The organism is Actinospica robiniae DSM 44927, assembly GCF_000504285.1.
Lineage (GTDB): Bacteria > Actinomycetota > Actinomycetes > Streptomycetales > Catenulisporaceae > Actinospica > Actinospica robiniae.
The window spans coordinates 8,643,762-8,668,808 of the sequence record NZ_KI632511.1; the positions used below are offsets into that span (position 1 = coordinate 8,643,762).

General features: G+C 69.9%; 22 protein-coding genes. 4 read left to right on the forward strand and 18 right to left on the reverse strand.

What is annotated here, in order from left to right:
- Positions 1–32: 32 nt before the first annotated feature.
- The 8 genes from ACTRO_RS37240 to ACTRO_RS46455 form a co-directional block, all read right to left on the reverse strand.
- Entirely contained in the window at positions 33–1,286 is a 1,254-nt protein-coding gene (locus ACTRO_RS37240; protein WP_034278494.1) for an AAA family ATPase, read from the reverse strand.
- A gap of 365 nt (positions 1,287–1,651) precedes the next feature.
- A complete protein-coding gene (locus ACTRO_RS37245) occupies positions 1,652–2,044 on the reverse strand; it encodes a hypothetical protein (RefSeq protein ID WP_034270845.1) in 393 nt (130 codons plus the stop codon).
- 14 nt (positions 2,045–2,058) lie between these two features.
- On the reverse strand, positions 2,059–2,289 hold the full coding sequence (locus ACTRO_RS37250; RefSeq protein WP_034270846.1) for a hypothetical protein: 231 nt from the start codon (positions 2,287–2,289) through the stop codon (positions 2,059–2,061).
- Between the two features lie 17 nt (positions 2,290–2,306).
- Positions 2,307–2,708 carry a hypothetical protein gene (locus ACTRO_RS37255; protein ID WP_034270848.1) on the reverse strand — a complete coding sequence of 134 codons (402 nt, stop codon included), beginning with the start codon at positions 2,706–2,708 and terminating at the stop codon, positions 2,307–2,309.
- 27 nt (positions 2,709–2,735) lie between these two features.
- Positions 2,736–2,939 carry a hypothetical protein gene (locus ACTRO_RS50580; protein ID WP_034270851.1) on the reverse strand — a complete coding sequence of 68 codons (204 nt, stop codon included), beginning with the start codon at positions 2,937–2,939 and terminating at the stop codon, positions 2,736–2,738.
- Positions 2,940–2,976: 37 nt separating this feature from the next.
- Positions 2,977–3,270, reverse strand: coding sequence for a hypothetical protein (locus ACTRO_RS37265; RefSeq protein ID WP_034270853.1), 294 nt, complete (start codon positions 3,268–3,270; stop codon positions 2,977–2,979).
- 134 nt (positions 3,271–3,404) lie between these two features.
- Entirely contained in the window at positions 3,405–3,725 is a 321-nt protein-coding gene (locus tag ACTRO_RS37270; RefSeq protein ID WP_034270856.1) for a hypothetical protein, read from the reverse strand.
- Between the two features lie 1,611 nt (positions 3,726–5,336).
- Positions 5,337–8,489, reverse strand: coding sequence for a tetratricopeptide repeat protein (locus ACTRO_RS46455; RefSeq protein ID WP_157436671.1), 3,153 nt, complete (start codon positions 8,487–8,489; stop codon positions 5,337–5,339).
- A gap of 137 nt (positions 8,490–8,626) precedes the next feature.
- Between ACTRO_RS46455 and ACTRO_RS46460 the strand changes: the two genes are divergently transcribed.
- Entirely contained in the window at positions 8,627–8,830 is a 204-nt protein-coding gene (locus ACTRO_RS46460) for a hypothetical protein (protein ID WP_084316831.1), read from the forward strand.
- Between the two features lie 152 nt (positions 8,831–8,982).
- On the forward strand, positions 8,983–9,774 hold the full coding sequence (locus ACTRO_RS37280; protein WP_051451984.1) for a hypothetical protein: 792 nt from the start codon (positions 8,983–8,985) through the stop codon (positions 9,772–9,774).
- A gap of 206 nt (positions 9,775–9,980) precedes the next feature.
- On the opposite strand, the gene ACTRO_RS51195 is transcribed toward ACTRO_RS37280, so the two are convergent.
- From ACTRO_RS51195 to ACTRO_RS37325, 9 genes are all read right to left on the reverse strand, one after another.
- A complete protein-coding gene (locus ACTRO_RS51195; RefSeq protein ID WP_051451985.1) occupies positions 9,981–10,991 on the reverse strand; it encodes an NlpC/P60 family protein in 1,011 nt (336 codons plus the stop codon).
- 15 nt (positions 10,992–11,006) lie between these two features.
- The gene (locus ACTRO_RS37290) at positions 11,007–12,062 is read right to left on the reverse strand and encodes a replication-relaxation family protein (protein WP_084316832.1); all 1,056 of its coding nucleotides are present in this window, start codon (positions 12,060–12,062) and stop codon (positions 11,007–11,009) included.
- A gap of 47 nt (positions 12,063–12,109) precedes the next feature.
- Positions 12,110–14,557: a type IV secretion system DNA-binding domain-containing protein gene (locus tag ACTRO_RS37295; protein WP_063628140.1), complete on the reverse strand. Its 2,448-nt coding sequence runs from the start codon at positions 14,555–14,557 to the stop codon at positions 12,110–12,112.
- Positions 14,558–14,604: 47 nt separating this feature from the next.
- Positions 14,605–16,509, reverse strand: a complete 1,905-nt coding sequence (locus ACTRO_RS37300) for a VirB4 family type IV secretion system protein (RefSeq protein ID WP_063628141.1) — start codon at positions 16,507–16,509, stop codon at positions 14,605–14,607.
- Positions 16,506–17,414, reverse strand: a complete 909-nt coding sequence (locus tag ACTRO_RS37305; RefSeq protein WP_034270861.1) for a PrgI family protein — start codon at positions 17,412–17,414, stop codon at positions 16,506–16,508. Before ACTRO_RS37305 ends, ACTRO_RS37300 begins: the two co-directional genes overlap by 4 nt.
- Complete coding sequence (locus ACTRO_RS37310) at positions 17,407–17,613, reverse strand: hypothetical protein (RefSeq protein WP_034270864.1); 207 nt, start codon at positions 17,611–17,613, stop codon at positions 17,407–17,409. The genes ACTRO_RS37305 and ACTRO_RS37310 overlap by 8 nt, the downstream gene beginning before the upstream one ends.
- Positions 17,610–19,697 (reverse strand): TrbL/VirB6 family protein, encoded by a 2,088-nt coding sequence (locus ACTRO_RS44480; RefSeq protein WP_051451986.1) that lies wholly within the window; start codon positions 19,695–19,697, stop codon positions 17,610–17,612. The genes ACTRO_RS37310 and ACTRO_RS44480 overlap by 4 nt, the downstream gene beginning before the upstream one ends.
- Positions 19,698–19,699: 2 nt before the next feature.
- Complete coding sequence (locus ACTRO_RS37320) at positions 19,700–20,044, reverse strand: pilin (RefSeq protein WP_034270867.1); 345 nt, start codon at positions 20,042–20,044, stop codon at positions 19,700–19,702.
- A gap of 280 nt (positions 20,045–20,324) precedes the next feature.
- Positions 20,325–21,074 carry a hypothetical protein gene (locus ACTRO_RS37325; RefSeq protein WP_034270870.1) on the reverse strand — a complete coding sequence of 250 codons (750 nt, stop codon included), beginning with the start codon at positions 21,072–21,074 and terminating at the stop codon, positions 20,325–20,327.
- A 640-nt stretch (positions 21,075–21,714) separates the two neighbouring features.
- Here ACTRO_RS37325 and ACTRO_RS37330 point away from each other — a divergent pair.
- Both ACTRO_RS37330 and ACTRO_RS37335 read left to right on the forward strand, forming a co-directional pair.
- On the forward strand, positions 21,715–22,446 hold the full coding sequence (locus ACTRO_RS37330) for a hypothetical protein (RefSeq protein WP_034270873.1): 732 nt from the start codon (positions 21,715–21,717) through the stop codon (positions 22,444–22,446).
- Complete coding sequence (locus ACTRO_RS37335) at positions 22,439–23,440, forward strand: TRM11 family SAM-dependent methyltransferase (protein WP_051451987.1); 1,002 nt, start codon at positions 22,439–22,441, stop codon at positions 23,438–23,440. The genes ACTRO_RS37330 and ACTRO_RS37335 overlap by 8 nt, the downstream gene beginning before the upstream one ends.
- Here the strand turns inward: ACTRO_RS37335 and ACTRO_RS37340 are convergent.
- Positions 23,368–25,044, reverse strand: coding sequence for a site-specific integrase (locus ACTRO_RS37340; RefSeq protein WP_051450382.1), 1,677 nt, complete (start codon positions 25,042–25,044; stop codon positions 23,368–23,370). The genes ACTRO_RS37335 and ACTRO_RS37340 overlap by 73 nt on opposite strands.
- Positions 25,045–25,047: the final 3 nt, after the last annotated feature.

Consider the following 25,047-nt stretch of genomic DNA (forward strand, 5'->3'; position numbering starts at 1 on the left):
GGCACCCCGGCCGGAGGCGGGAGGGGGGTGGGTTAGTTCTTGGCCTGCTTGCCGAGGGCGAGGGGGCTCGCGGCCTTGCCGAGGATCGTGCGGACCACGGTGGCGACCTCGTCGCGGTCCTCAGCGGGGGCGAGGGCGACCAGGTTGCCGAACGCGGCGTCCTCGCCGAGGACCTCGTGGATGGCCTTGAAGGCGAGCAGTTCGCGCAGTTGCGGCGACCAGGCGAGGTCGCCTGCGGCCTGCCGGGTAGCGAGGTTGCGGGCGATCTGGACCGCGCGCCCGTCGACTCCGAGGCTGACCGCGAGCTCCCAGTCGGTGCCGACCTGGATGCGGGTGGCAAACCGGGAGGCGAGGGCCTCGGTCAGGATCGCGCCGTGCACACCCGGGTTGTGACCGGCGATCACGTAGAAGCCTTCGTCAGCGGTGACGGTCTCGCCCCGGTGCTCTTTCACCACGATCTCGCGCCGCCCGTCCATCGCCGGATACATCGCGGCGAGCACCTTCGGGGAGATCAGGGTGGCGTCGTCGAGGAACAGCGGGCGCCCCTCGGTCATCGCGGTGATCAGCGGACCGTAAACGAACTCGTATCCGCCGTCGGCGCGCATCGTGTAGGAGCCGACCAGGTCCGCGACCTGGGTATCCCCGTCCCCCGCGACCAGGATCAGGTCCGGGAACGCCGCCTCGACCAGACTCGTCTTGCCGGTGCCGGGCGGGCCTTCGAGCAGGACCGGGATACCGGCGTCGCGCAGCTTGTGCAGCGCCTGGACATCGGTGAGGTCCTCGCCGAGCTTGCGCGGGTAGTAGAGCTGCCCGTTGCGGCGGCGGATCGCGGTGTCCTGTTTTTCTGTCCGTGCCGGTGCGGCAGGTGTCGCAGGAGCCGGGTTCACGGGGCTCGTGTTGGCCGGAGCCGGTGCGGGTGGGGCGGGTGCTCGTGGCGGGCGCGGCGGCGCGGCCGGGCGGGGTGCGGTGGGTGCGGGCCGGTACGGGGTGGGGTGGCGGGCCTTGTAGGTGCGCGGGCTGCCGTTGGTCTTTGTGATCTTCCTGTCGGCGGCCAGGGTCTCCAGGGCGTTGCCGACCGCGCCTCCGGAGTGCCCGAGCCGGTTGGCGACCTCCGTGACCGTGAATTCGGTGCCCTCCTCGTCGGCGAGGAAGTGGGCGACCTTGTCCTGCAACTCCCCGGGCCTGCTGCGCCCGGGCGCGCCGGCCTGGCCCGTGGGCGCACTACTGCCTTGTACCGCGGGGGCGGCGGGCGAGGCGGGTGCGGTACTCGCTGGTGCGGGTGGCAGTGCGGGCGTGGGCTGTGGGTCCGGTGCCGGGCCGGTATCTTCGTCTTCGTCCTCGGGTTCGGCTTCTTCGTTGTCGTCGTCGGGTTCGGGTTGTTCTTGGCCGTCGTGCTCGGCGGGATCCTCCTGCGCGCCGGTCTCCTCGTCGGCCGGGTAGTTGGGGGCGTCGTCGGGCGCGTTGTCCGCCTCGGCGCCGGGCATTTCGGCCAAGCCGTGGGCCCGGAGAATGGCGAGGGCGCGGGCGACTTCGGGGGGAAGCGGGGCGGTGTCGGGGGCATGGGGCGCGGGCGGGGCGTCGAGCAGGGTCATGGCGGTTCGCGGTTTCGTCTCTCGGTGGCGCAGCGGGCTACGGGTGTGGCGGGAAGGGGTCACGCGGCGGGATGCCAGCCGTACTCGCGCAGGACCGCTCGGGCTTGTTCGGCGGCGTACTGCAGGAGTTTCAGAGCGTCGGCGGGATTGCGTCCGGCGTAGTACCGCTCGGCCTCGCGCAGGAACCCTCGGGCGTGCAGGGCTTTCCAGCCGGGGGATTCGGGCGGGTAGTTGGCCTTGGTCGGTGCGGTGCGGGACAGGTCGATCGCGGTGATGTCGCGTTGCAGGGCGGCGTACGCGTGCTCGCGGCGTTCCCGGTAGCCCGTGGTCAGGGCGATCGCGTCGCCGACCTCGTCGGCGACCCGGTCGTGCCAATCGAGGTAGAGCCGGTCGGATTGGGCGTCGGTGAGGGTTGCGATCTCGCGGGTGGCGGGTGGGGTGGCGGCGGTCACGGTGCGGGGCTTTCTTAGAGTCCGTAGCGGGCATCGAGGTGGGCGTGCCAGCGTTCGAGGTCGTCGGCGTCGGCGCGTTCGGAGGAAAACCACCAGGCCAGGGCGGTGGTCACATGCCATCCGTCGCGCGGAACCTCACGGCACATCGCGCGCCATCTCGCGGCCCTGCGGCGTGAACCGGTGCGTACGAGTTCGGCTCCGTCGGCGGCGCGCAGGGTGAAGGTGCGCTGGTGGCGTGGGGTCATCGTGTCCGATGGGCGTGTCATGACGTTGGCCCGTCTGCGTTCGCGTGGGCGATCAGGAGGTCGCGCACGGTGGGCAGGGTGGCGGCGTCCTCGGGCTCGAGGTTCGGGTCCTCGGGCTCTACTCCGTAGGTCCGGCTCCATTCCACGTCTCCGCACGGGCCGGTGGTCAGCCGCCCGGCGCTCATGAGCAGGCTGTTGTCCTTGGTGACCGGGCGGGTGTCGTCGAGGATGGCCAGCCAGGTGACGTGGCCGCCTTCGAAGACCACGGGTTCTCCGGTGCGCGGGAGCCGGGCGGTGGGGATGTAGGGCCCGAACTCCTGGAGAAACGTGGCGGCTTGGGTGGGGCTCGGGGCGAGGCAGGCGGGCAGGGGCTGGAGGGCGAGGGCCTCCTCGTGTGCGTGGGCGATGGGTACGGTCATGGCGCTGCTCCTGAGGGTGGTCGGTGGTCAGGCGGGGATGCCGTCGGTTTCGTGGGCGTAGCGGGTCATGGCGCGGGCGTGGTCGGGCAGGGTCGCAGGGTCCGTACAGGTGCGGGCGAAGGTGCGCAGGTACCAGGCGGCATAGGCGCGGGCGCGGCGGGTCTCGGGCTTGCCGGGCGAGTAGGCGCTGGCGGCGGCGAAGGCTACGGCGGTGAGGATCTCGGTGGGCATGGCGTGGCCCCTTTCTCGGGCGGGGGGCGGGAAGGGATCAGGCCTCGGTGAACAGGCGGACCCGGTTGGCATCGCCCAGGTTGAACCGCATCGGGGTGTCGTGTCCGATCGGGCGCATGATCACGCTGGTGACTCGGTAGCCGGTGCGGAACTGGACCGTACGGGCGGCGTGGTAGACCATCCCGCGCACCGTGACCTGTTCTCCGAGTTTGCCGAGGCCTTTGGCCGCGTTCTCCTTCGTGACGACCGTGGTGATTTCCACGAACTCGCCTTGGTGTTCGGGCCCGAGTTCCGCGCCGGTCATGGCCGGGCCGCGCGACAGGTCTCCCATGTACGTGTTCCTTTCTTCTGCCGCCACCGCCGGTTCTGGGCGTGGCTTGCGCAGGGCTTGCGGGTGGTGGAGGTTCGGGTTCGGCGTGCCGCTGGTGTCCCGTTCGGGATCTTTCGTGTGGCGGGTGAGGCGGATCACGCCGTTTCGAGGCAGGGGTTGGGCAGGGTGAACTCGCCGTCGCGCAGGTCGTGTTCCATGGCTTCGTAGTCATCGAGTGCGCGCCAGACGTTTCGGCGGCTGTACTGGCGTGACCATGCGCGCCGGGTGGTGCCGTCCGGGTTTTCTACAATCAGGCCGATCCAGTGGTACATGCCTGAGTTCTGGCGGTAGACCGGTCCGTAGAGGCCGATTTCGATCCGGCTGCCGTCGGGGCGGGCGGGGGTCAGGAGCTTGCGGCGCCACGGTGCGTCACGCGGTACGGGTTTGGCGGCGGCGGGCTCGCGGTAGCCGGGCACGTTGTTTCCTTTCGGGTGTTCCCGCGTTTTGACATGGCTCACGCAGGGCTTAGGGGCGGTGGGGGTTTGGTTTCGGTTCGGCGCCGGTGCCCCTTTAGGGCTTTCCGTTTCGCCGCCATTCTTATTCTATCTCGATCTTCGGCTTATATCTAGCAGTGATATTCGCCGTTTATTGCGGTCAACATTCCCGGTTCGCGTTTCCCGCTTCTGGCTTTCCCTCGGGGATGTTGGTATTACCCTATCTCGATTCCCGGCTTATATCCAGCGGGATATTCGCCGTTCCCTTTCGGGTTTGTGTCCGGTTCGCGTTTCCCCGCTTGGGGCTTTCCCCCGGGCACATTCAAAATATATCTCGGTGCGGATATAGCGTCTAGTCTTTGCTATTCCTCTAAAAGCGTCGTTGCCCTAATGGCCTAGGACCGTTTTCAAGACTCTTTAGTGGGCGCGGCTCTGAAAGCGTCGTCGCCCGGGCCCGTTGCCTCTGGATCGTTGACGGGTGACGGGTCGAGAACTTTCCGTGAGTTTCTGCGCGGGGCGCGGGCGCGCGCCCGGCGTGACCGAAAAGGGCGACTGACGTGCAGTTTTGTTCCCCTGCCACGCCCATTGCCGCGCGACGTGATGGTGTAGGCGCCACGGGTGTCGGCTGCTGACTGACGCCCTGTCACGCGTCCGTAGGGTTGGCGTCGGGCAAGGTGGACGAGTGGCCGGCCGACGTAGGCGTGAGGTTGGAGATTGAGAGATTAGAAGAGGTGAGAAGACGGGCCGGCACCGACGGGTGAGGACGGGCCGACATGAGTCAACAAAGCGGAGAATGGGGCCGGTGCGCCGATGTTGATCGGAAGAGACCTATTCTGCAGATCAAGTCTGGTTGCGAAATCGTGTGCCTTTTTGCGCTGACCTGCGGAGATGTCGAGGTCAGGGGGTCCGTTCTTAATGGTGCTCCGGAACGGGCCACCGAACGCGCATCCGATCGGACTCCCAATCGGCAAGCGGGTCATGACAGCCTGCTGCGATGTTGCGGGTGGGATAGCGAGTCTGCTGGCGGAATCCGGCGCCGACCGGTCAGGGTGCGCGCCCTGGTCCGCTGACACATGGAGCGTGATCGGTCCCGAAACCGTTCCGGAGCCGCGCTGTCGGCCCCTCACTGCATGGGCCCGCGGCTGCCCGTGCTCGGCCGTTCGCATCATCCACGCAGCGGGACTCTCCACCTGCGCATCCATCGTCCCGGCTGCCCACGTGGAGATCAAGCCTTCTCGGCCACGCTGATGGTAGTGTGCACTCAGGATTCCGAACGCGACTCCCGCAGTAAGAATACGACAGATCATTCTTGTAGGTTCTCAGCGGGCTTTTCGTCGTGCGATCGCGTGGCCTGTGGCGACTGAGCATTTCTCGCGAAATTGTCGGTCCTGGATTCTCGGTGATATGTCGTTTTCCTCAGCGTGTCACGCTTCGACGGGAGCGTCCACCGAGTGTGCTGGCAGGCGCACCGGCGGAAGCCAACAGCATCCGCGCTTGGTCACGAGCGCGAGTTCCGGCCGGCCGGTACCCTCGGTCTGGAGGGGCTTCGCGGGAGTATGCTTACTGAGCGCTGATGCGTGAGTATTCAGCGATTTAGAACATCGGTCCCTGTGTCGATGGAGTGCCATCCGGCTCAAGGCCGAGCGGCCACAGTGACGCGACTTGGCGCACGAGAGCGAGCTGTGCCATGGCGCTTGTATCGCCGGCATCAGCGGCGCGCAAGGCGAGGCGTTCAGCTTCGCCGTGGTCTCCGGCCTCCTCGCGCATCAGCGCAAGCTGGCCGAGCACTCTGGTGTCGGCGGCGCGCAGGGCAAGGCGCTCGGCCTCGTCGCGTTCTCCGGCCCGCTCGCGCCGTTCCGCAAGCAGGAGAAGCGCACTAGTGTTGCCTGTGTCGGCGGCGCGCTGGTACAGCGCCTCGGCATTGGCATGGTCTCCGGCCTCGTCACGCCTCCCTGCTAGCAGGACAAGCACGCTGGCATCTCCGGCACAAAGGGCGAGGCGTTCGGCTTCCTCCCGATATCCGTCCCGCTCTCGCATCTCCGCGAGCCGGACAAGGGCAATGGTGTTGCCGGAGTGGGCTGCGCGCAGAGCGAGGCGCTCGGCTCCGTTCCGGTCTCCGGTCCGTTCACGCATGATCGCGAGCTCGCCGAGTGCGACGGCGTTCCCGGTGTCGCCTGCGCGCTGGCAGAGGATCTCGGCTTCATCATGGTCTCCTGCCTCCTCACGCATCCCCACCAGTCGGACGAGCGCGCTGGCGTTGCCCAAGTTGGCCGCGCACTGATAGACGGCCTCGGCTTCATTGGGATTTCCGGCTTGTTCGCGCATCTCGGCGACCTGGACGAGGGCAACGGTGTTGCCGAATTCGGCGGCGGCTTGAGCGAGGCGCTCAGCCTCGGCGTGCTCTCCCGCCTCCTCACGCATCACAGCGAGCTGGACGAGGGCGATGGTGTTGCCAATATCAGCGGCACGTAGAGCGATGCGTTCAGCTTCCTCCCGGTCCCCTGCCTCCTCACGGATAGCAGCGAGCTCGCTGAGCACGCTCGTGTTGCCCGCATTAGCTGCGTACTGATAAAGGGTGTCCGCTCCACTGTGGTTTCCGGCTTGTTCGCGCATCTCGGCGACCTGGACGAGGGCAACGGTGTAGCCGAATTCGGCGGCGGCTAGAGCGAGGCGCTCAGCCTCGGCGTGTTCTCCCGCCTCCTCACGCATCACAGCGAGCTCGGCAAGAGCGAGGGCGTTACCGGTGTCGGCGGCGCATAGAGCGAGGCGTTCGGCTCCCTCCCGGTCCCCTGCCCCCTCACGCATCGCCGCGAGCTCACGAAGGGCGACAGTGTCTCCCGCATCGGCGGCGCGTAGAGCGAGGCGTTCGGCTTCATCTCGACTCCCGACCTGCTCGCGCATGAGTGCGAGCTCACCGAGAGTGGTGACGTCTCCGGTCATTGCAGCGCGCTGGGCGAGGAGTTCGGCTTCGCTGTGGTCCCCAGCCCGTTCGCGTATCTTCGCAAGCCGGGTCAACGCGATGGTGTTGCCAGCACTCGCGGCGCGCTGATAGAGAGCCTCAGCTTTTTCATCTTCTCCATCCCGCTCACGAATCCTTGCGAGCCGCACCAGCGCGCTGATGTTCTCGGCATCGGCGGCACGGTGATAGAGAGCCTCGGCTTCATCGCGATCTCCGTCGTGCTCGCGCATCTGCGCAAGCCACACCATTGCACTGGTATCACCGGTGTCGGCGGCTCGCTGGTAGAAGGCCTCGGCTCCATCGCGATCTCCGTCGAGCTCGCGCATCTCCGCGAGCCGCACCAACACGCTGGCGTTGCCGACCTCCGCAGCGCGCTGGTAATGGGCCTCGGCCCAGAACAGGCGGTGACGGTCCCGGGCGGCCCGGCCCAGGCTCGCGAGCTCGTCCGGGTTGGTGATGAACGTATGGGCGGCTTCCCAAAACGACAAGGGAGGACAGCTCATTCGACGTTCGCGGCGGCCGAACTGATCGAGGTAATCCGCGAGCCGATACCGCGGTTCGGGCGGCACCGTGAGCCCAGTTTCCGTAGTGTCTGCTGTTGGGCGAGGGCGTCGGCGACGCGAGTGAACCCGGCGCAGTGGAGCCAGGTCTCCGTGTACCGGCTTGGCCAGATCGGACAGCGCCCGTTCCAACCAGTCCTCATTCTCGAGTATGTGAAGATCGTCATCGCTCAGATAGTCCGGAGCCGCATCAGTCAGGAACGCCAGCGCCAGATGCGGCCCCACACCGAGGCGTCGCGCATCCATGGCTGCGTGCGTCAAGGCTCTTGCCGCCGCGGAAAGCTCGTTGTAACGGCGCACGAGCTCGGGCGCGCCGGCCAGATGCTGGGCGAGGCGTCGGTGGTGGTCGTGCGCGAGCACTTCGGCCCAGAGCCGGTCACCCGCTGCGGCCAGGCTTTCGGCTTTGCGTAGACTTGCGTCGTCGAACTCGGCGGCTACCTCGATACGTCGACCGGCCAGTAGCTCCCTCGTGCGAGCGTGCGGATCCGGCTGGCCAGGCTGTGGCCGGTGGGTGTACATCACGTCGTAGTCGGGCCAGAGGGTCGCGAGAACAAGTACCGGAGCATGCTTGGGATCGGTGAGCAGCCTGTGGATCGCCGCAGCCATTTGCTCACCGGCATCCAGGTAGTGCTGAGCCTCGTTGAGCCACACGACGGTGCATGGTGAGACCCGGTTCAGTCCGCTGAGTGCTGCGTCTACGCGGGTGGGATCGTAAGGGTGCCATACCTGCCACCCGCCCGCGGCCAGCGGTTGGATCGCCTCCCAGCAGGCGCGGGTTTTGCCGGTCGACGAGGAGCCGACCAGCACCGCCATCGTGCTGTGCCCCGCGGCCGCTGCGTCGATTACCGCAGACAGCGCCTCATCGTGTGCGCGGCGCACGTACCCGGGCAGCGCTCTAGCGGCATCGCGAACCGGGCCAGCCGGATGCACCTCGAGATCCAGCGGATCGCAGTCCCTGATCAGCCTGCCCGATCCGTCCGCTGCCGACGACTCGCCTTCGGCAGCTGCCTTTCGTAGCCGCAACAGGCTCTGCTCGTCAAGCCGTAGCACTCTTGCGAGCGCAGCTACCGTGCGCGCGGTTGGGACTCGTTCGGTGCTGTTCAATGCCTGCGACACCGTCGTACGTCCGAGCTCGCTTCGCACTGCTGCCTGCTCCGCGGTCATCCCGCTGCGAGCGAGACCCTCGTTGAGTTGCTCGCGCAGTTCTTTAGCCGCACGCTCGTCCACCCTCGCCCCTTGGTCTCAGACGTCGATGACTTGTTGTGTTCGACATCGTTCATCTTCGTCCAGTCGAACCATGGTGCACGCCGCTTCGGCCAGATTTCACGGTACCAACCGGTATCCCCCGAGGCCAGGAGTACACCGTGACCGACCGCACCGTCGCCGTCCTGCTGGCGGCAGCCCTCACCCTTCTGATTGCTCTCGTTGCCGCAGCGGCAGCCGCCTACCTCGCCCGACGCGACCACGCCAACTACCCCCAAGCCATCACTCGTGCGGGTGCTGCTTTCGCTACTGCCCTCTCCCTGGCCACCGCGTTCATCGCTACTTGGACTGCGCTCGTACGCTGAAAAGCCCAGCCATGGGTGTTGCGATCCCCCGCACGGTCCCTCCGCCTGACCTACGGCGTGCAACTAACGCTATCGACTAACTCACCAACCCGGAAGACTTCGCTGTACTCTGCAATTCGGCTCTGACGTGCGTAAGAAGCGAGGGGCAAGTAATGAAACACTTGGATTTCCCGCCGCAGATGTTGCCGCCCGGCACGCGGAGCCTGTTCGGCGAGGTCCCTCCGGCCCCGCCTGGCACGATATTCGTGCTGGCTGAGGAGGGAGGATACGCTGTCCCGCCGCGCAGATACACGCTGCTGTTCGGCCGCGACCGCGACGTGGTGCACGTGGCGGTAGGCACCAACGATCCTCACGTCAGCCGCAAACAGGGCCTGTTCATCTGCGCCGGCCAGGAGTGGTGGTTGCGAAACACTGGCGTGCGTCCTATCGAACTGCCCGGCAGTATCCTGCTGACCGGCCATGAGCGGCGCATGGAACCCGGCTTTACTCCACTCCTCATCAGGTCCTCACAACGAAGGTCGCACCTGCTGGAGGTCAGGGTGACCGACGGCGGCCCGCCCGAAGTCGCCTGGTCCACCAACGCACTCACTAAGGGGCCCGACGACGTCTACGAACTCAGCCTCAGCCAACGTATGGTGCTGACCGCGCTCGCCCAGCAGTATCTGATCGGGGATCCTTACCCGCAGCCAGTCTCCTGGCGACAGGTTGCCGACAGCCTCAACCAAGCCCCGTCAGTAGAGAGGGCTTGGACGCAGAAGTCGGCCGAACACATGGTCAGCGAGATACGCAGAGTCATGAGCCAGGAGAGAGGCGTGCGCGGGCTGCTCCGCTCGGAACTCGGCGAACCCGTGGGGAACGTGCTAAATCACAACCTGATCATGGAGTTACTGCGGACTACCACGCTGACCTCCCAGGACCTCTGCCTGCTCGGCCTCGATGGCTAACGTCAGCCAGCACGCTATCCGTCCGATCGAGGCAGATGCCTGACAGAACCGACGGGAAACCGCCCCCGCAGCCGAGACGGCGGCGCGAATCACCGAGAAACTGACAGGTGCACAGCGCACGGACAATAAACCTCGATTCTCAGCGATCTTTCGAAGACGACATGGTGTCGAAAAATCCGTGAGAATCCGAAAGATCTAACGAGAACCTACAATTCTTGTGGAACGATTCTCCGAAACGCCACGGCCTGCGTATTCCAATATCCGCCGTCGAATTCGGACAGCTCGATATTCGCACCAGTATGGGGGCTGTCCAGGACCAGGTTCCGGCCGAGGAAGATTCCGACGTGACCGGGTAGGTTTCCCTCGGGGTCGGAGCCCATCGTGAAGATCAGGTCGCCGGGTTTGAGGTCGGCGGCTGTTTCGACTGCTTTACCTGAGGCGACCTGCTGGTAGGTGGTGCGCGGCAGGGTGATGCCGGCGGCTTCGTAGGCGGCCTGGGTCAGTCCGGAGCAGTCGTAGCCTTCGGGGCCGGTGCCGCCGTAGACGTAGGGTTTCCCGAGTTGCGCGAGGGCGTAGTTGATGGCGGTGACCACCTGGGCGGGGGTGCCGGGGGGCAGGGTGAAGTCCGCGGGCAGTCCTGCGGCGTAGGCGGCCTGGGCGCCGAGGTCGCAGGCTCCGACGGTGCCGGCGAAGGTGGCGACGAGTTCCTCGGCAGCCTCCTGCCACTGGGCGTACGCGTCGGGGAATCCGGACTCCTGGACGTCCTGGGCGGCTTCGGTGAGCGGGAGGGACTGCCAGCCTGAGACCTTCTCGAGTGCCTGGTAGAACTTCGTGGCCGCGTAGACGGGGTTCATGATCTGGGCGGGGGTGCCCCAGCCCTGGCTGGGGCGCTGCTGGAACAGGCCCAGGCTGTCGCGGTCTCCGTAGTCGAGGTTCTTCAGGCGCGATTCCTGGATGGCGGTGGCGATCGCGATCGCCTCGCCGTACGGGGCGATGCCCATCGACAGACCCGTGGTGTAGATGATCTGGGCGTTGGCGACCTGTTCGGCGGTGAGTTTCTCGCCGTCGCCGATGTCGGTGCCGACTCCGGCGGTCCCGCTCGCGCACACCGGCGTCACCCCGGAGGCGGAGCCGAGGCCGAGGAAGCTGGCGGCGCCGGCGCCGGCCGCGCCGATCAGCACGACGATCAGAACGAGGGCGCCGAGCCCGACGGCCACGATCTTGCCGATGGGTCACCTCCGGGAGTGCGAGATCGCGGGCGCGATGGGTGCGGGCGGCTCGGTCCACCAGCCCGGTGCGGCCGCCGGACCGGTCGTGGTGCGCGGCGCGCGCTCGGGGAGGAGCTGGTCGAGGTCGATCAGCAGGTGGCGTTTGACCGGACGGCCGGGGATGCGCGCGCGGCCGGTGTAGGGCCGCCAGACCGGGCCGGTCGGGCCGGTCTCGGCGGCGTTGAGGGCCTCGGGGCTGGTGGTGGCGACCGGGATGCGCGGCGGGTCGGCGCGTAGCAGCTGGTGCAGGTTCTCCTCGCGCTGCGCGGTGGGCAGGTAGAAGAGCACCGGGGTGGGGCTGCTGGCCGCGGCGAGTCTCGCGTATCCGGGCAGTTTCGCCGGCAGCCGGGTCAGTGCCTCGGTGCCGGTGTCGTATTCGAGGAAGAAGCGCAGGTTGCGTGCCTGGGCTGGTTCGGTGCCGGGCGCAGCGAGGGTGTAGTGGCCGTAGCCGTCGGGCCGTGCGAGGTCTTGCCACAGGCGCAGGCAGCGCCGTTCGGACCACCAGGCGGCCAGACGGCCCCCAGCCGGGTTGGTGCGGTGGGCGGCGGCGATGCGCACGAACACGTCGTTGCACCCCACGGTGTGTGCCAGCTGCGCGGACACGGCGATCTGGTGGGCGCGCGAACGGGAGTAGCCGAACTGACGCGGGTTCACATCGAGTGCGGCCACGAGGTAGGTCGCCCCGCCCGGGCCGAGCACGTAGTGCTCCGGGGAGGTGCCGGCGCCGATCTGCAGCAGCGGCCGGAACCGGTCGAGCGCGCGCAGCTCGTGCGTGAGGGTGGCCAGGCGCCGGCGGGCGACGCGTTCGTTGCCGAAGGCGAGGCGGGCGATCTGCCGGCTGGTGAGGACTTTGTGTTCGTGGACCATCGCGATGATCCACTTGTCGCGCACGGTCAGGTGGGCCGAGAGGATGGCGAGGTGGGTGCGCCGGGCCCGCGCGCCCGCCTCCGGCTCGGGGGGCGCGGGCAGATACACGGGTGTGGTCGGCGCGGAGGTGGGCGGGATGGGGGTGGTGTTCAACTCTCTCCGTTCACAGCCTGGGGATACCGATCGGGCCGCTGGACAGATCAGTCGGCTTCGGGCCAGAACCGCGGGTCGGCCTCGGCTGTGGGCGCCTCGGCCTCGGGCGCACCGGAACCGCCGGGCACGGCGGGGGCGCGGCCGAACGTGGCGCGCGCCGTGTCGCGGATCAGTTGGTGGCGCCCGGGGATCGCGGGGGGCAGCGGTGTGGTGCGCAGTGTGAACGCGGGCTTCTCCTCGCCCGAGGCGACCAGTCTCGCTGCGGCCTGATACACCCCGAGGTGGCTCAGGTCGTGGGCGTGCAGGAGCGGTGAGGTGTGGCGTTCGAGTTCGCGCGCGTCCTCGGGGGAGGCGTTGAAGAACACCTTCGTGCGGGCGTTCGCGGAGATGCCCTCGCGCAGGTCCTTCGGCAGCTGCGCGAGGTTCTGGTGCGCGAAGGTGAGCGAGAGCCGGTAGCCGCGGGCCTCGGCGATGATGTCCTCGACCGGGTACGGCAGGTTCAAGAAGTTCTGCCCTTCATCGAGGTACAGGCTGCAGTCGATGCGCGCCGACTGCGGGATCCGGGCGCGCTTGGACGCGCCCTGCCAGGCCTTGGCCACGATCAGCGAACCGATCAGCTGCGTGGTCTGCTCGCCGAGAATGCCCTTGGGGATCCGGGCGAGCAGCAGTCCGCCGTCGAGCACCTTGCTCATGTCGAAGCTCGACGGGCCCGAGGCGATCGAGTTGCGCACAAAAGACCTGAGCAGGAACGCCCGGAGTTTGTTCATCAGCGGCCCGATGATCGAGGCCCGGTTCGCCTCCGTCAGCTGCTCGTAGGACTCCCAGAACCCCTTGAGCACCGGGTCGGTGATCCCCGCGGTCTTGCGCGCCCGCACCACTGGGTTGGTCAGCAGGTCCGCGACGTCCCCGAGATGCGAGTTTCCCGAGGGGTCGTTCGCCAGCAGGGTCAGGCACGCAGCCCGGAAGACGTCGTCGGTGCGCGGGCCCCAGTAGGCCCGGAAGATCCGGGAGAAGATCCCGGTGACGTTGTCCACGACCATGTCCCGGTCATCGACCTGGTCGCACTGCAGCACGTTCAGACGCGGCGGGCAGGTCGCGTCGTCGGCGTCGAACAGCACGGTCTGTTTGGCGATGTGCTCGGGCAGCCGCGCGAGGATATCGATGATCATGTCGCCCTTGGGGTCGACCACGATCGCGCCGCGCCCGGCGGCCACGTCGTCGAGCACCATGTGCGTCATGAGCGTGGACTTGCCGGATCCGGTCGCGCCCATCACGTGCAGGTGGTGGCGCGCGTCCTGGACGGCGAGCCCGACCGGCCGGGCGATACCGGTGTCGGTGGTCCCGATCGGCTTGATCCCGCCGTGCGGGTCCGGGGCGAGGATGCCGGGGGGCGGTGCCACTGAGGCGGCGCCGGCGCGCTCGATGCCGGCCGCGCCCGCGTCGAGCGGGAGGTGGGCCAGGACGGCGAGTTCCGCGGCCGAGAGCAGGTGGCCGGGGCCGTGGAAGGCACGGGAGGCGAGCGCGGCGGCGGGGTCCGGCAGGCGTTTGCGGGCGAGGAAGTTCGCGCCGGAGTACACGCTGAACGCCGAGGCGATTTGGTGGGCCCGGCCGCGTAGTCGCGGTGAGCTCTCGCGTTCGCCCGGTTCGCTGCTGGCTGCGGCGTAGGCGATGCGCACGTCCCACAGGCCGCCGGCCGCCTTCGTCGACGCTGCCCGGTACTGGGCGGCCTGCGCGGGATCCATCCCGCCGGTCCCGCCGCCCTGGCTTTTCGCCGGGGTGCGGCGCGGGCCGGGCGCGAGCGTGTCGAGGAGCCGCTGGGCGCGGGTTTCCGCGCCGCCGCTGCGCAGGACCCTGAGCTTGCGCCGGGCGGTTCGGGCGCGGCGGCCGGTGACCGGGCGCGCGACGATCTGCACCGCCGCGTACTCGCCGGCGCCGAGGCTCGCGCACGCGCCGAGCAGCGGGCGTAGCGGGTCCACGTCGTGCTTGGTCTGGATCGGCAGAACTTCGCTGCGGGCGAGCACGAGCCGCCCGCCGGTCGCTGCGGCGGTGACCGGCAGCGGGGCGTTTTCCACGGCGGCCGGGACGGTGGTGGTGTGCGCGCCGGGCCACGCGGAGCTGATCGCTCTCTCGATCATCTGCGGCGGTACGGTTCCGGGCACCCACAGCCGGATCGAGGCGCCGGCGCGGGTGAAGGCGTATTCGAAGGCGAGGTGCGGCTGTCCGGTCAGCAGCCGGGCTCGGGGCGGGCGCAGCAGTCCGAGCAGGTGCGACCACAGGGCTTCGGCGCCGTGGAGGTCCACGCGGGGCGGGGCGAGCACGGTGATGATCCGCGCGTTCTCGGTGTAGGCGGTGTGGCGCCGCGCCCGGACCCGGTTGCGCACGATCAGATATCCGGCGGCGCCCAGGGCGAGAACACCGGCCAGGACGGGTGCTGCGATCGGGCCGTCGTGAGCGAGGGTGTGTCCGATGCGGTGCAGGATCTCGCCGGGGTTCACCAGCGCGTGCGAGAGCGGGCCGGTGGGTGTGGGGCTGGGGGTGGTGTTCAGAGGAGGTCGCCTTCGGGATCGTCGAGGTGGGCGAAGTCGGTGAGCTGCCTGTCGGGCTTGAGGTACGAATGAGCATCTGGGCGCGGTGGGGTGTAGCCGTTGTCGTCGGGTTCGGTGAAGTAGCCCTCGTCCTGTTCGCTGACCTCGCCGGGGCTGGTGGAGGCGAGGTGGTGTTCGAAGTCGGAGGCGATGACCTGGAAGGCGACGCGGGCGTTGCCGGCGGCTAGGAGACCTAGGCCGGGGCCGGCGGAGGAGATCAGGGCTGCCTCGCCTTCGGACAGGCGGAACGCGCGCACCACCGCGTCCAGGGCCTGGGGTGCCTGGCAGAACAGGACCTGGGTCGCCGCGTTCGCCACGATCGCGGCCCCGAGTTCGGAGGCGAGCAGGTCGGCGATGTCCTGGGTGGTCACCGCGAGCCCGGCCCAGCGCTTGCGTGCGGCTTTCGCCATGCGCAGCAGGAACTTCGCTCCCTCCGGATCGCGCATCAACAGCCACGCCTCGTCGACCACCACGAGCCGGCGCCGCGTGTGAGCGGAGGTGACCTGCCGCCAGATCGCGTCGAGCACGAGCAGCGTGCCGACGGTGCGCAGTTCGTCCGGCAGTTCCCGCAGGGAGAAGACCACCAGGTGTCCGGCCGGATGGGTGGTGGTGGGCCCGTCGAACAGCCCGGCCCACGAGCCGCGGGTGAACGGCTCGAGCTGCCCGGCCAGCTCCAGCGCCGTCTCGTTGCCCTCGGTCAGGGCGTCGACCAGGTCGGCGAGCACCGGTGCGGGACGCGCCCAGCTGCGCGGGTCGGAGGTGATCCCGCGCGCCTTGTAGGCGGCGAGGATCGCCTTGTCCAACCCCGCGCGCTCGGCCGCGGTGAGAGTGCGCGCGAGGAGCACCTGGATGAAGGTGTGGATGAACAGGGCCCTGCGAAACAGGGCGTTCGAGCCCGGGGTGTCCTCGCTCCCGGTGTGCTGGGGCAAGTCGAAGGGGTTGAGCCGAACGCCGTCGGCTCCAAGGCTGAGCACGCTGCCGCCGACCGCGTGCGCGAGCCTCGTGTATTCGTGCTCGGGGTCGATCACGAACACCTGCACGCCCTGGTAGAGGTTCCTGAGCACCTCGCATTTGGTGAAGTAGGACTTGCCGGAGCCGGAGCGGGCGAGCACGACGGAGTTGTGGTTGTCCTGCGTCCACCGGTCCCACAGCACCAGCCCGGCCGACGCCGCGTTCGCCCCGTACAAGATCCCTGAGCTCGGGGTGGTCTCGGCCGGGTCGGCCGGTGCGAGATCCGGACTGGTGAAAGGGAACGCGGCGGCGAGCGCGGCGGTGTCGAAGGTGCGCGTGGCACCGATCGCGTCGATCCCGAGCGGCAGACACGTGCTCCAGCCCTCGAGCGACCGGTAGGTCGTCGGAGCCGTGGTCACCAGAAGGGAGGAGGCCAGAGACCTCACCGCGGCGACCTCCCGCTCGAGCGCGGGCTCGGTCTCGGCGTAGACGGTCAGGTAGAGCCCGACCCGGAACAGCTTGCCCTCGCCGCGGGCGAGCCGGTAGGCGAGGTCGGCCGCGTCCTGGGCGGCGGCTTCGGCTTCGGGGTCGATGAGCCGGCCGTGCTCGTAGTCCGAGCGGCGGTTTGACTCCATCCGCGCCCGCTGACGCCGCAGCTTCGTCGCCGCGGTGCTCGGGTCGATCGGGGTGATGTGCAGCGAGACGTCCAACCGGCCCGGGTAGGTCAGCAGCGGCTCGAGCCATCCGGCGTGCACCTCCGCCGGGTAGCCGGTCACCGTCAGCGACGCGCAGAACGAGCCGCCGACCTCCAGATGCCGCGGGGCCACCCGCACCGCCGCGGGGCCCGGGACCGGGGAGAGGTCTGACGCGGCCTCGTGTGCCGCGCGCCGCTCGCGCTTGGTCGGCTTCATTGCGCGCCTCCGTGGTTCTCGTTCGCGATCGCATCGGCCAGCAGCCCGTACGCGCCGGCGGGGGTGAAGGGCACGACGGCCACCTGCGCGCCGGCGAGCACCGCGCCGGCTTCGGCGTGCCGGCGCGCAAGGCGCAGGCCCGCGTCGGAGGCCGCTGCCGCCTGCGGTTCGCGGGCGACGAGCAGGACCTGTCGGCCCAGGAGTTGCTGGTGGCGCGAGAGGTCGGCGAGGAACGCGGCGTGGTCGCGGCAGGCGTCCTCGAGCTGAGGGTGCGGCAGTGCCCCGGCGACGCCCTCGAGCTCGGACACGAGTGCGGACAGGTCCATGCGGCGGGTGCGCACCAGGATCTGGGTCGGACCGGACAGGGAGTTGAGGAACCGGCCGAACCCCTGTACCAGGGCGTTCTGCTCGCCCCCGGTGCGCAGGGCGAAGTTCACGGTTGTGCAGGCGGCGATCTGGGCGTAGCCGTGCTCGCGCACGTCGAGCACGCCGGCGCCGTCGACGCCGGCGGCCGGGAGTACCAGCGGCGAAGGCCGGGGTCCGGCGGCGTTGCGCCAGGCTTTCGGAAGGATCGAGGGCATGGGCGGGATCCCTTCGGGGGCGTGGACCATCAGCCGGGGGCGGCGGGCGTGGCGCAGCGCGGCGAGCAGGAACCGGTCGGCGCTGATCCCGTCGCGGGTGCCGAGCGCGATCCCGGCGGCCACTGTCAGTGCCAGCACCAGCGGGGCGAGCAGGATGGTCGCGGGCAGGTGCGGGGCAGCGCGGTGGACGGCGGTGAAGATCAGCCAGCATCCGCCGCCGGTCCCGGCGATGATCGCGACCTGGCGGAAGGTGAGCCGGGCGACCACGGCGTCGGGCCGGTCGATGTCCGCGGGGATGCGCGCGGAGTAGTACTCCTCAGACACGCCAGCCCCCGCCCAGGTGCTCGCCCTCGCGGCGGCGTGCCTCGAGCGCGATCTGCCGGGCCGGGCGGCTGGCCGACTCCCGTGCGGCGATGCGCCGGGCCTTGAGGCGCCGCGCGATCTTCACCGCGAACGCGGGGGCGCGCCAACCGCTTCGGCGGTGGCGACCGGTGGGACGGAAGAACGACTTCTTCTTGCTCACGTTGTGCTGTTCCTTGCGGGTCTCGGGACGGTGCGGGACGAGGAGAGCGGGGCAGGGCGCGGTGCCGCGGACGGCGTGGTCCTGGCGGCGGGCGATACGGCGGGCGTCGGAGTCGGCGCCTGCCGTGCCGGTACGGCGCGCGGAGTACCGATCCGGCCAGGGGCGGGCGACGCCGCGGTTGCCGGCCCGGGCATCGTGCCGGTGACGCCGCCAACGGCTGGAGTGGGCCGACGGGCCGGGGGTGGAGCGGGCGTGCCCGCCGCGGTCACCGCCGGACCCGGCGGTCCTGCTGCTGCCGACCTGGACGGTGTGGTCGGGGGTGGGGGCGGGTTCATGCGTGTGGGGCTGCGCGGGAACAGTCCCTCCTGCCGGAAGCGCGGACCTGCCCCGGCGGCCGGGGACTCGCGGACGGCGGCGGCGTTGCGGGCCACGCGGCGTTGAGCCTCGCGTTCCTCGAGCCAGGTGCCGGGTTGCTCCGGGCGGCTCATGGCGTTGCGGGCGAGACGGGCGTCGCGCGCGGTGGCCCGCGCCTCGAGCTGCTTGCGCCCGCCGTCGGGAATCGGAATCGGCATCTGATGGCGGGTCGGGCCGGACGGCGGCCGTTCAGGCGCGCACTCGCGTGACGGACTCGGCGAGGGGACGGCCTCGACGGCTAGGCGCGGGCCCTGCCCGACGGCAGCGCTGCGCACGCCCGCACCCGTGCGGCGTCGGCGCGCTGCGGGCGTCGAGGTCGGGCTCGCGGCGGCGGTGCCCCAGCCCGTGCTGCTCGGCGCGGGCTTCGGGCCCGTGCCGCCCGGTCCCGGCCCACGGGGTGCGGAGGCTCGCGGACGGTTCGGGCCGCCGCCGGGCCTGCGGCGGATCGGCAGGCCGCCGGGGCCTTTCTGCATGCCGAGCACGCCGAGGGTCTTGTACGCGATCACGGCCTTGGCCATCGACCAGATCCGCGACCCGCCGCCGCCCATCATCGTGCGCGAGACCCAGAACGGGATCTTGATCAGGATCCAGCACACCGCGATGAACACGAGCGGGTCGACCCAGGCGTTGTTGTTCGGCAGCCCGAGCAGGCTCACGTTCGCGTTCGGGTCGAGCATCACCTGAAGCGCGACGATGAACGCCAACGTCTGCCCGAGCTGGATCAGCAGGCACCCGGTCATCGCCCGCCACCACATCCGCGCGAACCCGTCCGCGCCCGGTACGGCGTGCATCGAGAGGGCGAGGGGAGCTGAGACGGCGAGGACCACGGTGAGCGCGACCCGCACGATGTAGGTCAGCAGGATCGCGGCCAGCATCACCACCCCGCCGAGCAACAGCAGCACCAGGAAGATCCCGCCGCCCCCGACCGCCTCGGTCGACAGCTGATGCCCGAGCGCCGCCCCGGCGCTCGCCGGACTGACCGTGCTCCCCAGGATCGCGCCCGCGACCGCGTTCGCCAGGCGGATCATCAACGCGATAAGCCCCAGCGAGGCGTTACCCGCGATCATCCCGACGGCCAGGCGCGGGATGACCTCCTTCGCGGAGAAGCGGGACTGCACCGTGCCGTGCGTGGTCACGATGACCGCGCCGGCCAGCACGAGCAGGATGTAGAGCGCGTTGGCCAACAGCGCCATCTGCGTCCAGATCCGGGTGACCCCCGACATCACGGTGACGTCCGGGGTGCCGAGCAGGGTCGCGCCGAGTAGGTTCAGCATCGGGGTCAGGGCGCTGGTGACCATGGAGGCGAACCAGTCGTTGATCGCCTTGTTGATCTGCCCCGGGATGTCGTACCAGGACGGGTCGCTCCCACCCCCGGTGGTCGGGTCGGAGGTGGTGACCGGGGTCGGTGCGGTCGGTGCGTTAGTGGGCGCTCCGGGCCCCAGCCCGATCCCCGGGTCCGAGGATTGTGGCGACGGGCTGGGGGCGGGGTCGGCGAGCACAACCCGGCCGTCGGCGGAGGCCGGCTGCTGCGCGCCGGCCGCGTTGGCCGCTGGCGCGGCCAGCACGGCCGCGAGCACGGCTAGCGCGATGGCCGTAGCGATCCGGACCGGGCTCCGGGCCGTGCGCCCGCCGCGGGGCGGGCGCACGGCCGTGTCCGTGAGGGCGGCCATGGTCAGCCGCCGACGATGGACTTGAGGATGGTGATCACGACGGGGGCGAGGATGGCGAGGCAGTAGCCCATGGCCGCGGACTTGAACGCGGACTTGGCCTTCTCGACCTCGCCGGGGTTGCCGCCCGAGATCACGTAGCGGACGCCGCCGATGACCAGGAACAGGGTGGCAAGCCCGGCGAGGATCCCGACCAGCCAGGTCTGCAGGTTCGAGATCACGGTGGGGATGTCGTCGGCCGCCAGCGCCGGGCTCGCGGTACCGAGGGTCGCAAGCAGCGCGGTGACGCTTGCGCCGACCGCCGCCCGGGCCAGGGCGTGCCGGGATATCCGAGGGTTGGTGGTGCTCAAGACGGATGCTCGTTTCGGTGGTGCGGATGGGGGTGTTGCCGCGATGCGCGGCGAGGAAGCTCGGCCGGGCGCGCACGACACCTGCTCCTTTCGAAAAGGGGGCGGTGTCGGAGGTGGTGGAGGGGTCAGCGCCACGCGGCGAGCTGACCCGGCCGGGGCCGGTCCCGGGGCCGCCCCGATTCGGGCGGGCGCGGTGCGCGGCACTACAGAAATGGCCGGGAGGGCCATTGTTTCTCGGACGACTTTCTGACGCTGCCTCAGGGCGGCAGTCCGCCGCCGGTCACATCGCGTCGAGGTCGCCGTCGGCGATGGCCGCGGCGAGCTTGTGCCCGGCCGCGAGCCGACGCCGGTAGAAGGTCGAAAGCCCCATGCCGTACTCGCGCGCCACGACGCTCGCGCTCTCGGCATCCAGGCACGTGCGGCTGATCCAGTCCGCCTCGTCCCGATCGATCACCCCGGCGGCCACGGCACGGGCGAGAACCAGATCCGGGTGGCCCTCGGTGAACAGCGGCATCGCGGCCCCGGACTCGGCCGGGTCCGGGCGGCGGCGGGCCGCGGCCACCTCGCGTCGCCGGAACGCCCGAGTGCCGTAGAACGCGCGCCAGGTCAGGTGCCCGGCGACGTCGGTGACCCGCGGGTCATCCACGTCCAGCTCGCGCAGCGCCGCAAGGAACTCCACGAGCACCTCGGCCTGGATCTCGTGGACGTCGACCTGGCTGCGCCGGCACATCCGCAGCACGTTCCCGGCCAGCCCCGGGTAGGCCAAGCCGGCCGCCGCCAGTGTCCACGAGGCGTCCCCGGCCTGGGCGCGACGCACCACCGCGCACCACAGGGCGCGCTTGACCGCCGGGCGCGTGCCGGGCGCCATCAGCAGCCGCCTGATCTCCGGCAGGGCCAGCGCCCGCGCGGGGGAGATGAACCCGGACAGTTCCTCGGCCGGCACCGCCATCGGGCACGGCTGGGCGATCAGCGCATCGAAGGACACGCGCAGGGTGTCGAACGGGGTGGCCTCGAGCGAGGTGTCGAACATGGTGGTGCTCCCTTGAAGATTTCCGTGATGGACGGGGAGCGCCATCGAAAAGCCGACCGGTCGCAGTTCCGGCTCAGTCAAGTCGCGCAAAAGTCGCACTCCGGTCCGCAACCGGGCCGCTCAGCGCGCGACCAAACTGCGACTTCTCCCGCTGACCACGGGCTTTAGCCGCGGGCGGGGCCGAGCGCACGGGGCGGCGAAGATTTCCGAAGTTCCTTCCGCCAAGCCCTTGCGTGCCGAACACCGCAGCGCCTCGGACCGAGGGCGCCTTCGCGTGCGAGGTGAGCCGGTCGGGGGTCCACCGGCGTGCGACCAAACTGCGACTTTTTGCCTTGACCTGCACGAATGGCATCCACGCTCGGCACTCGGGCCCCTTTCGGCCGCCGCGAATGCCGGCTCCTCGCATGTCGGGGGCGTTTCCACGGCCGGCGCGCGCGACCAAACTGCGACTTTTCGCGCTGACCAGCCAGAACGCGTTCAATCGGCCCTGAGAGGCCTCATAGACGGGCTCATGGATATCGAGAAATCACGGCACGGGCGAGAAAAAAGATCCCGAAAGTGCCGCGAGGAAAAACGGCCCTCCGCGCCATTTCTGGGATAGGTCAGCACCACCGGCGGCCCGCACGATGCCGCCACCCCCATGCACAACACCGCCCACCAACACCCCACCGACTCCCGCCCGCCCGCCGCCCGCCGCCGACCGGACCGCTCCGGACGCGGCATCGGCGTCCCGACCACCCTCTGGCTTCCCCCCGCCGGCACAGCACCCCACGACCCCCGCGCCGCGACCGAGGTCCTGCCACCCTGGGCGCTGCGCCGCGTGGTCACCGAGTACGCGGCACCGCACCACAGCGTCGTGGCCGTCGACTCCCGCGGCTTCGGCAACGAAAACCGCATCTTCGCCTACCAGCCCCTGCCCGCCTGCCACGACCCGCACGCCGCGACCCGCCCCCGACCCCGCCGCGGCCACGTCGACCTGGCCGTCCTCGAGATCCACACCAGCCCCACCGCCCCGGCCGATCCCGACCTGCCCGAACTGCTCCACGACTTCGTCAGCCCCGCCCTGCGCGCGGCCGCCTGCCACCTCGCCCCCGGCGCGATCCTCGCGATCGCGCTATCCGCACCCGAGCCGGGCCGCCCCGCCTCATACGCCTCCCGCGTACTGACGATGGCCGGCGAACACGGCTTCGCCTTCCAACAGCACGTGGTCATCGTCACCGCCGAAATCGCCGGCGACTGGCTCGTCCCGCGCTTCACCGACGCCCAGGCAACGGCCGTGAACACGGCCCGTCTGCACGGCATTCCCGCCCCCGCACCCGCCCACCTCGACCTCGTCATCGCCACCCTCACCGCCAAGGAACCCCATGCCTGAAACCGCCGCGAGCCATGCCGTCCAACGGCCCGGAACCGACCGCCTCGGCACCACCGTGTGGCTCACCGCCCAACGCAACTCCCGCGCCCAACGCACCAGCCGCTACCTGCCCGAGTCCGTCGCCCACCCCGCGAAAATGCTCCCCGCCATCGCCCGCGAAGCTATCGAACGCTACACCGAACCCGGCGATCTCGTGATCGATCCGATGTGCGGCATCGGCACCACCCTGGTCGAAGCGAGCCACCTGGACCGACGCAGTTTCGGCGTCGAATACGAGCCGCGCTGGGCGAAGATTGCCGAAAAAAACCTCGCCCACGCCCGCACCCAAGGCGCTGTCGGCGACGCCCGCATCGCGGCCGGAGACGCACGCAACATCGCTGAGATCACGCCGAAGGAACTGCACGGAACAGCCGCCCTGATCATCACCTCCCCGCCCTACGGAGCATCCCTACACGGACAGGTGCGCTCAAGCACCGAGACCGGAAAGCGCGGAGTCAAGAAGTTCAACTACACCTACTCGCACGACCGCAGAAACCTCGCGCACCTCCCCGTGGCCGACCTCATCGAAGGCTTCGCGCGCATCCTCGAAGGCTGCATGGCACTGCTACGCGAGGGCGGAATCGTCGCCGTCACCGCCCGGCCGTGGCGCGAACACGGCGCCCTGGTCGACCTGCCCGGCGAGGTCATCACCGCCGCCGAGATCGCCGGACTCGAACCCGTCGCCCGCTGCGTCGCCCTGCTCGCCGGCATCCACGACGGACAGCAGATCGCGCGCCCCTCCTTCTTCCAACTCAACAACGTCCGCAAGGCCCGCGACGCCGGCGAACCCCAGTCCGTCATCACCCACGAGGACCTGATCCTGCTTCGCAAGGGTCAAAGTTCCAGAAGTTCACGTCAACTGAAGGGTTCTCAGGTCGAACTTCAGGATACTTCCGGGGCTGCGGCGGGGTCGAGTGCTGAGGTTCGCGGGGATGAACCGGGGAGGGACTCGTGATCGGATGCCAGCAGGAGTCGGGCGTTGGTCGCGTAGCGCACTGCGGTGCTCTCGGATCCGCCGAACACGGCGAGCAGGTGGGTGGGGTCGGCGCCGGAGGCGAGGGCTTCTTCCAGGCGCCGGTCTATCCGCAGTCGTTCGAGGTTCGTGTCGGTCGCGCGCAGGTCGATGACGTAGGTCTGGCTGACGGGCCCGAGCCCGAGCGCGCTTTGCTTGCTCACCAGCAGGTGCGGGTTGGCGGTGCCGGGGTGGCGTCGGTGGCGGTGCTCGAGGTAGTCGAGCAGCACCTGGTGGGTCAGCGCGTCGAGGGGGCGCTCGATGCCGCCGATCGTGATGCGCCGGGCGGGAAGGTCGAGGTCGTTAAGGCGCAGCGCCCGGGTCTGTCCGGGGCGTGCGCCGTGGATCGCGGCGAGTGCGAGAAAGAGGCGGGCCTGTGGGCTCGTGCAGGCGGCGATCGCCTGGTCGAGTGTGGCTTGGTCCAGGGGTTGCCAGATGGGGCGGTTCTCGCTCGGGCCGCGCAGGGCGCGGGTGGGGTTCGCGAAGATGCTGCGGGTGGCCTTCGCCCAGCGAAACAGCGCGCGGAGGCTGGAAAGGAGCATGCTGCGCTGCTGCCCGGTGGCCCGGTTGTAGACGGCGGTGACATCGGCGGGGGTCACCTCGCGCAGGTGGTGGTAGCGGGCGGACCATGCGGTCAGGGCGGGCAGGATCGCGGTGAGGTAGGTGTAGGCGGTGTGGGGGTGGCGTGCGGGGCTGCGCGGTGTGCCGTAGCGCAGGGTGCGTGCCCAGGCGGTGATGTCCGCGCCGATCGCGGGGGCGAGGGTGGCGGCCTTGGCCGCGAGCCACATGTCGAAGGTGGTGGGCAGATCGTCGTCGAGTACGTCCATCTGCTCGAGCAGTTCGAGCACGTGCTCGAGGCCGATGCAGTGCGCTCGTGCAACGGGGCGTGCGGCGCTGGCGCGTACCGTCTCCCCGGCCTGGTGGGTGGCGAGCAGCTCGGTCAGGGTGCGCTGCATCGCGCGCTGGGAGGCCGGGTTCCATCCCCGGGCTTGGGCGGTGGTGTGGGCCAGGTGCAGGGCCCAGGCGAGGAACGGGTTCTCCGGTGCCGGGGCGCTGCGCAGGTCGAGGCGCTGGGCGCGGTAGTTGCGCCGGTCGAGCTCGAAGAGTGCGGTCTGGATCCAGCGGGCGGCGGGGCGCGCGGCCACGGGTGGCGGCGGTTTGCGCGGTCGGCCTTTCTCGCCTCGGCGGCGCGGCGCGGTGCGCGGGCGGGCTGTGCGTTTGGTCATTCCGGCGAGGAAGAGCTGTTGGTGGCGCACGAGGGGAAGGTGCGGGGCGATCATGACTTTGGCGCGCGCGTCCAGGTGCTGCGCGCCGTCGCGTTCGTGCCGGGCCTGGCACCAGCACAAGCGGCAGTAGCCGTTCTTGAGCGGCTGCTCGCGCCGGCAGGCACCGCAGCGGCCGATGGGGTGTCGTCGGGCGGGTGCGGTGAAGTTGTAGCAGCCCAGGCATACCCCGGTGCTGTGGATCAGCCCCCAGGCGTAGCAGGAGACGCAGCTGTCCAAGGTGCCCGAGGGCGGGCCCGGGGTCCCGGGAAGGCCGCGTGGCATCCG